At 33.1% G+C, this 9,032-nt stretch carries 5 protein-coding genes; 1 reads left to right on the forward strand and 4 read right to left on the reverse strand.

Annotated elements, in window-relative coordinates; genetic code table 11:
• Positions 1-691 precede the first annotated feature (691 nt).
• The 4 genes from RR539_RS09620 to RR539_RS09635 form a co-directional block, all read right to left on the reverse strand.
• On the reverse strand, positions 692-2,806 hold the full coding sequence (locus RR539_RS09620; protein ID WP_332500373.1) for a hypothetical protein: 2,115 nt from the start codon (positions 2,804-2,806) through the stop codon (positions 692-694).
• A gap of 212 nt (positions 2,807-3,018) precedes the next feature.
• A complete protein-coding gene (locus RR539_RS09625) occupies positions 3,019-4,179 on the reverse strand; it encodes a DHHW family protein (protein ID WP_332474807.1) in 1,161 nt (386 codons plus the stop codon).
• 9 nt (positions 4,180-4,188) lie between these two features.
• Positions 4,189-5,607 (reverse strand): MBOAT family O-acyltransferase, encoded by a 1,419-nt coding sequence (locus RR539_RS09630; RefSeq protein ID WP_332500374.1) that lies wholly within the window; start codon positions 5,605-5,607, stop codon positions 4,189-4,191.
• Positions 5,608-5,860: 253 nt separating this feature from the next.
• Positions 5,861-7,267, reverse strand: a complete 1,407-nt coding sequence (locus RR539_RS09635; protein ID WP_332500375.1) for an alpha/beta hydrolase — start codon at positions 7,265-7,267, stop codon at positions 5,861-5,863.
• 177 nt (positions 7,268-7,444) lie between these two features.
• On the opposite strand from RR539_RS09635, the gene RR539_RS09640 reads away from it, so the two are divergent.
• Complete coding sequence (locus RR539_RS09640) at positions 7,445-8,809, forward strand: hypothetical protein (protein ID WP_332500376.1); 1,365 nt, start codon at positions 7,445-7,447, stop codon at positions 8,807-8,809.
• Positions 8,810-9,032 lie beyond the last annotated feature (223 nt).

The raw sequence follows: 9,032 nt of genomic DNA on the forward strand, positions 1-9,032 counted from the left end.
CTCCAAATGCCTACTTAGAAAAATCTAATGTAGACCCTTCAGTTATAAATTCCATTGTCGAATTCTTAAACAAATAACTCAAAAGAGGAGTCTCCATTAGAGATTCCTCTTTTGTAGTTGGTATAGTTAAAAGACCCTGCCCCCCTTCAGTATGCGGTGGGATTATTCCAAGAAACTCTAAGACCTAAAAATACAAATCCACTAAGGGCAGCCTAAAACTCGGGTAAACCCTCAAACACTAGGCTTTCCTAAGTATCTTTGCATTTTTAGATCTAAGAGTTTCTACGTCACAACCCAATGATACGTCAGGAGGGAAGGGTCTCTTAACATGAAGCTATACCTACTAAAAAAGAAGTTAGCTTATCATCTTCCCCCTGTATGCAAGATAATTAAATTTTACAATCCCTCATCTGAATGAATATGTTTATGGTAGTAGCTGGTGGATGTCTTGGTATCATTGGGTTTTGACTTAGAAGGACTTAGGGCCGAAAACAGTGCCCCGCTTAGTAAAATCATATGTTTGAGGTTTACCGAGTTTATGATTGCACTTAGCGTGGTGCTGTTTTAGGCTCTTAGGCCTTCTAGGAAAAATCCCACCGCATACCAAGATAGCCACCAGCTACTACCTATACCGAGGCATAAAAAGGAGCTACTACAAAATTAAATTATTTTGTAACAGCCCCTTTAAAATTTATTTAATGCTTACCTTAAATTCAATTGAATCTGATATTTTAATAAATTTATTTGCTTCTCCTTGGTGAGCTGGGGTTATTTTTAATGTGTATTCCCCTACAGCTGCCAAAGTCTTTGGCTTCACTCCTACTAGAATATCGCTAACTTCTTCACTTGAGAATGCCATTGTATAGGTTTTTCCATTCTTAACCTTAAGTCCATAGAATACTGAATTTCCTCCCTCTGGACTAGCTAAATTGGTTCCCCCTCCTTCAACTTCACCAAGTCCAAAGTCACTTTTTTCCCTATTATTATCTGGAATTACATCTAGGTAATCATCATTTCTCTTAAGAGTAATACTTTCAAGCACATCACTTAACTTAACTGCTACACCACTACTATCAATTAACTGTAGTGCCAAATACCCTCCATTTAAGCTATAGTCATTATCAGGTGGACCCATGTCTCCTGGCATATGAATTGTTCCAAGTCCATTTTTAGATTTCCACAGAAAATTACCTTCGTAATTATTCATTTCACTTTTTTTCTCAAGTGATGCATCCTGCTTTGCAACTATTAACTTAACATCCTTGCTTTCTGAGTATTTACCATGGGTTAATGTTATCCTATAAACATTTTCTTTCCCCCCTACCTTAACAAGGGTTATTTTAATATCCTTATCAGAAATAGCTTCAAGATACATTTTATATTCTTCAGCGGGATCTGTTACCTTTATTCCAAACTCAGTATCAACAACAAACTTCATAACTGTTTTAACCACAGCACGTGACTCATCCCTTATAACATTCTCAAGATTTGCTGGAATCTTGATTCCTGATATTATAGTTCCACTTTCAAGTACACTAGCTTTTTCAATTGTTCCCTGTCCACTTAAAACAAGGTTTCTTGCTCCCTTTTTAACTAGTAAATTCCCTATAACACCCTGAACATCACCGAATACCTCAGGGGAATCAACAACCAAATTCCTAATATCCCCCTCTAAAACCATAGCTATAGGAGTATTAACATATACATTAGATACTCCACAGTTAATAGTCAAAAATGGTGCTACCCCAGGGTCCCTACTCGGCTTAATATTTGAGAATATATTGTTTATAACCATTTGACTATTTGAGTTTTTGGCTCCAACATATATACTTCCAATCATTGTAGATGACTCAGTATATATACTATCTATCTTGGTTCCCTCAATATTTATAACAGCAGCATTTAATCCGCTTACAATCTTCATATCTCCAACAATTGCTGAAGTTAAAGATAGAAAGCACGTAGAATCTATATTTATTTCTAAAGCTTCAACTCCTGTTATATCTACCGGATCACCATTCTGCCCTGGGGATATAATAATCCTATCATAATACCCCTTAAGTGCTACTGCATCTTCATTAGACTTAACAGTAACACTCTTTAAAAAACTTTCATCTATAATCTTAATACTCTTATTAATCCTCTTAATAAGAGTCATTTTACTCTGATGTTTTTGCAATTTTATAGCTGCATCCTTAGCTAACCTTAATTTCTCAAGAGCTACTTTTTGGTCCTTAGATATTAGGGCTTCCCCCTCTTTAACAAGGGATTCAACCTTCAAAATAGAAGCAGCATAATTCCTCTTAATAGTATTAACTCCTTGGCTTACCTTAACTACCCGTTCTACTAAAGCCTTATATTCCTTAGCAAACAAATTCTTATCTGCCTTCACAATTCTACCTTTAACTCCTAGGATTTGATTTTCCCAAACCTCTGCATTTCCAATAGTTTTAGAATTTTTAGCGTATGAAGTTTCGAGGGCATTTACCCCCTGTGCAGCAAGAATCAAAGCCTCTATTTTACTAATTGTATCCGCGTACTTCTTCTTAGTAGCACCCTCCGAAAGCTTAGCATTTAAAGAAGCTGCATCTGTTACCATCTTCTTAATAGATACAATGTTAGCATCTAGTAGACCCTTAGACCTAATGCTACTTAAAATAGTATTAAGTTTATCCTCTACCTTCTTAGCACTAGAGCTAATAGCATAAACATAGTCTACTTGAAGCTGTGAATTAATAATATTAACCGCCGTTGAGGTTAACATAATTCCCGCTGTAACCGCTGCTATTAATTGATTCTTTACCATACCTTCATCCCCCAAAATTCAAATTTATTTGTGTTTAATAAGGCTTGTTAAAAAGAAAAACCATACATTTATATTATGTATAGTTTCCCATAAATCAATATTAAGTTAAGTATTATAGCCTGTCAATAAATTCTATTTTACCCATTTTGATATAAAATTTAATATGTGATAGCATGTATGTTTTTTCGTTTTTTATATACAGCATATCTCTGCTACATTTCACTTATCATGGTGATAAAACCAAAATCATTATACATCATAAGTACAATATCCGCATCAGTTGTCTTTGCAATATCCATACTTGTTGTTTTAGACTTACTAATATACCTTGGGTCTACAACCTCAACCTCATAAAACATATCCTCAAATAACCAGCTCATAGCTGAATGATATGAATCCCTATATATTAATAACTTTTTCTTAATAGGTGCATCCCTATTAATTGTCTTGTAATGGATACTAGATGATGTATATGCAGTTGAATAGGTAACCTCTTTTCCCTTAATTCCAGTACCTATAATCTTCTCCTTATCTACCCTTTGGAAATCAGTTCCATTATGTAGGTAGTACTCCCTACCCCCTGAACCTTTTCTGTAAACATATTCTATATTCTCACCCTCAGGATAGATACTATATAGGTTCTGATTATATATACCAAGGAAGTCCTTCCCCTCTATACTTTCAACCATATAATCAGAATCATTTACCTTAACTCCCATACCATTCATAATAGACTTAAAACCAGCATAAGCACCTATTCCATTCCAGTGGTTATCTGTTTTAAAGTACATATTCTCTAGGAATTCACTATTATAATTCTTCTTAAAGTCATCTGAAACATTAATAAGATTCACATTACCCCTATTAATTCCACCTAAAAACATCTGGGTATTTCTACTTAATATATTTAGGTTAGAATATGCAGGCATAATATTTACTAAGGTATTTTCCTTCTGTGGAGTTGAAGCATAATAAACTTCCTTTCCCCTACTTCTCAGCACTTTAGCATACTCATTAATCTTATCCGAACACTCTTTAGCATCATCTTCACTAAGTCTTAAGCTGCTTTTTTCAAATATCCACCCATTTCCTTGAAGATAATATCCATTTATATCAGTTTTATTTTTTTCTATTTCAATTTTAGTGTGAAGCTTTAACATTCTATCTCTTAAAGGAAATTGATCTGTTACATACTTTTCGTAGGCTTCACTATATGTTTTATCACCTGTTTTTCCTTTTACAGGCTTCTGAGCTAATAACCTATTTTCCGATTTACTCTCATAATAATCAGGCTTAATATACATTAAGGCAGTAAACCCAAAAACTATACCAAGAAAGGGAATAATCATCCATATTGCTTGTTTTCTATTCATGGCTCCTCCTTAAAATCTAAAGTATAAAAACGGATTATATGTTGAATTAACTAATTTAACAACAATAACAAGAAACATAACACCATATACTAGGGAATTTGAAATATAGAAAACACTATTCTCTAAAAGAGCTGGTTTCCTATCCATAATATAACCTACTAACCACTTTAAAACCGGAGTTGATAAAACGAGTCCTACTAATAATAGGACCCCATAGTCATTTAAGAATACATAGGTTAAATTATCATATAACTGATTAGAATTTGCTCCAATCATAGACTTCATATAGTCAATCCCATAACCGAAACTACTTGCCCTAAAAAATATCCATCCAATAATAACAGCTATAATTAGGTATAAATGTCTTATAGGTCTATAAACCTTAGATAGTAATTTCAAAACAAAGGCCTTCTCAAGGCCAATTAAAATTCCAAAATACAGTCCCCATGCAACAAAATTCCATGCTGCACCATGCCAGAAACCTGTTAACATCCACACAACAAATAGGTTAAAGTATACCCTAATAGGCCCTACCCTGTTACCTCCTAGTGGTATGTAAACATACTCTCTAAACCAGCTTCCAAGAGATATATGCCATCTTCTCCAGAACTCTGAAACACTTTGTGATATATATGGATAATTAAAATTCTCAAGGAAATCAAATCCGAACATCTTACCAAGACCTATTGCCATATCTGAATAACCACTAAAGTCAAAGTAAATTTGAAGTGAATATGCAATAATTGCAATCCAGCTCGTTGCAACAGATATTTCATCTGGTGGTATAACAAAAACAGTATCAGCAACACTACCTAATGGATTTGCTATAAGCACCTTTTTACCCATACCCTGCATAAACCTTTTAACACCTTCACCAAACTTCTCAACAGTATGACTACGACTTACCATCTGATCCGCAACTGATTGATAACGAACTATAGGCCCTGCAACAAGTTGAGGGAACAATGCAATATAAAGCGCAAGATTAAAAAGATTCTTCTGTACCTTTGCATCATTTCTATAAACATCAATAACATAGCTTAATGCCTGAAAAGTAAAGAATGATATTCCAAGTGGAAGTTGAAGACTTGGATATGGTATATCCAGCCCAAAAAGACTATTTATATTAGACATTATAAATCCTGTGTACTTGAAAACCCCAAGTAACCCAAGATTAAAAACAAGTGAAAGTCCTACATAGAACTTCGAAATAGACTTACTCCTTCCCCCTGCAACTAAAAGCCCAAAGCCGTAGTTAGCAAGAATAGAGAATAACATTAATAAAACATACACAGGCTCTCCCCATGCATAGAAAATTAAACTAGCTAAAAGTAAAAAATAATTTCTATAGTCATCTTTAATAAGGTAATACCCAGCTAGAATAATTGGAAAAAATACAAATAAAAATATTAAACTACTAAATACCAATTAAATCGACTCCTTTTCAATAACAGTATATTACATGGAAGATGCCAATTCAACAAACTACCTACAATATAATAAATTTACAAGCAATTCACCATATAATACATGTGAAATAATTCTAATTAGGTACTTTCCTTCTATAAATTTATAAATTAACCAATATATATTTTGGAATTTATATTAATAAAAATATGCCAACCACAATAGTGATCGGCATACATATAACCTTATTAAAAAGCATATCTATTATATTTGATTATTTATTTAAAAACCCTGCTATATCATCAATAACTGTTTGTGAAACCTTCCCCTTAATGCTATAAGCATCAAAACTCTTAGGTCCAGTTATAAATTCACTAGTTAATCCAGCATACTCTTTAAATGAAACATTAGAGCTGCCTGATAAAGCTGACTTATATTCATTAAGTTCACTTGAAGGCACCATATAGTCATTAGTACCATGTAGGAACATCATAGGCTTATTAATGCTTCTAGCCATATTAGCCCCATCATATCCCTTATAGCTTAACCAGTACTTAGTTGACATATCTAAGAAGAAATCATCAGGTGATGACTGGGTTAGACCCTTTATTAAGTCATATTCACCCTTAACATATTCAATTCTTTCCCTCTTCTCAGCCTCTGTTAAATCAGGTGCACTACTAAGCATATTCACCATAACATTTAGAATAGTATCCTCAACTGAAGCCTTATTAGCTCCCATGAAAATATATCCTTTAGCTTGTCCACTCGCACCATCTAACATAGGAAGAATACTTCCACCCTGACCAAACCCTAGGGCATAAATATTATCTTCATTAATATCTCCTCTACCAGATAAGTATCTTATGATCTTACTATAATCTTCAACATAATCCTCTTCAACAGTAAATGCTAAATCCTCCTCAACAGAAAACTCCTCACCATATGTATAGTATCTCTTGTCGAATCTAAACGAAGCAACTCCCCTGCTTGCTAGCCCCTCTGCAATATCCTTATACGGACTATTAACATAGGTTCCACCATCTCTACCTGTAGGACCTGCATCACCAACAATAATAACAGTTTTCATATTATTTGGTGGATTCTTAGGCTTTACAAGTTCCCCATGAATAGGATAGCTACCACCTGATATAGTTACTTCTTCACTAACCATAACCTTCTTAATATTTGCAATAATAGTCTCTCTTGTTTTTATTCTTGAATTAAGCTCAGAAATCTGCTTAGAGAATATATTCTTATCAACCTTAGCCAGATCAGTCTTAGCTAGATTAATATACATATCCCAAGTAACAGTATTCTTAATAGTGTGAGCATTAACTTCCATGCTCTGTTCAACCTTATTAACCCTAGCAGCTGCATTAACTAAAGCCTCTGCCTTATCAATCTGATTAACATACTTAACTCTAGTGCTTCTACTAAGCTTTCCTGCTAAGGCCCTAGCTTCCTTAATATACTGCTGCCATTGACCAACATTCTTAAGCCCTAGATAATTACTCTTTAAGGAACTAGTAATCTTGTCTACCTTAGCCTTACATGCAGCCTCTGCCCTACTCATCTTAGCAGCAAAAACAACACTCTCACTTTCAGCAGCAGCCATAACTCCTGAAACCACCATCATAATAGTCACTGCATATGCTATAAACCTTTTACCTTTGTTCATAATAACTCCTCCACTGTAGATACAATCCACCTAAAATATGACTTTTTATTTTGCATATTCTCTTTAGCAAATTTTAGCATTATTTATCATATTTTTTCAACTATTATATTTAATATTATTGTACAACTTTACATAATTAAGTAATATATAAGTATAATTAACAAAGGAGAAAATAAAATGAACTGCAAGTTTAAATTACTAATTAAATTCCTATGCATTATGGCTGTTACATCAGTAGTTCTACAACCAATAGTGCTGGCTTCAACAACCTATGCACCACAGCTTAAACCTGTAATATCATCTAATCCATCACAGGCTTTAATCAAATCTAGGGAAGGTTTACAAGAAATCATGAATGCTGTTCATAGTGACTTTGTAGGTAAGGCAACTAGCCCTACTATTCGATTAAGACTTAAACAAGTACGTCAATATATTTCCCAAATTCCAGAAAGCGAAAGTGAAGATAAGAAGCATATTAAACCTATTTATTTATCATATGGAAGGGTAATAGATCACTATCTACTTGCTGAAAAAATAATTAAATACTATACTCCAAAGTCACAGGGTGGACTTGGACATGCTAGAACCTATGATTCTACATTTTTACATGATAAAAACCTAGCATTTATAGGTAAGTTCTATGAGTTTACCTATATTCCTTTCACCTATAAGGATATAGAAAAAGTGCAGGATATGTATCGTAAGGCTGACTCTATTCTTGTTAACATTAGAGGTACACACTATTCTGAGACTAAGAAATTAAATGATGCCTACGACAAGATAATTATAAATGGTGATATTAATAACATTAAAGCCTTTGAAAAAAGCGTAATATCCCATAACTGTAAAGCCTGTTACCCTAACTATTCAGATAAGATAACTAAGCTAAAAAATGGGTATAGAGAAGTTAATACATATAAGGAGTTTGAATCTGCAAGTAATGATAGCACCGCCATGCTTATTCATGTTATGAAGCCAATTACCATTCCAAGTACACATAACAAACATAAAAATGGCAATATAATAATTAGAAAAAACGCTAGCCTTACAATAACAGGACATATTTATATTGAAAAGATAATCTCGAACTACGGCATTATTAACTTTATAAATAACTCAGACATAACAACCACTGGATATATTTCACATTTATACAATTATGGAACCACTAATTTTAACGGAACCCATACCATAAATTCATATATAAGAAACTATGAAGTACTTAACATTAACGGCAAAGTAGTTAGTACAGGTCTAATAGATAACGTGAAAACACTTAACAATAACAACACTTTAATTAATAAAAACACACTATCTAACTACAATAGATTTTATAATAATGGAACACTAACTAATTCCCATAGACTTAATAATTCTGGGGAGCTATATAATAGAAATCTTATTCATAATGAATTTCATATTTATTCAGAGAAGTACTCCTACTTCCCAATGCCATATAAACCAATAATATATAACACACCTAAAGCTAAAATATTAAACAATGGAAATATTAATTGTACAATACAAGGAACTACCCTATAACTATTAATTACTTCATTAAATAGACATTAACTAAATATAATAAACAAAGAAAAAGCCATTTAATCTATCCCCATATAGATTAAACAGCTTCTTCTCGACTTATTACAACATAATTAGTTATTCAACTCTAATCCATATTATACCATTACAAGTAGACAATCTCTGTCTACTTGTAATTTTTACAAATTGCTAAAATAATTTTATTTCAGATATACAAGTGTCC

Source organism: Clostridium sp. (assembly GCF_036639235.1).
Classification (GTDB): domain Bacteria; phylum Bacillota; class Clostridia; order Clostridiales; family Caloramatoraceae; genus Clostridium_AB.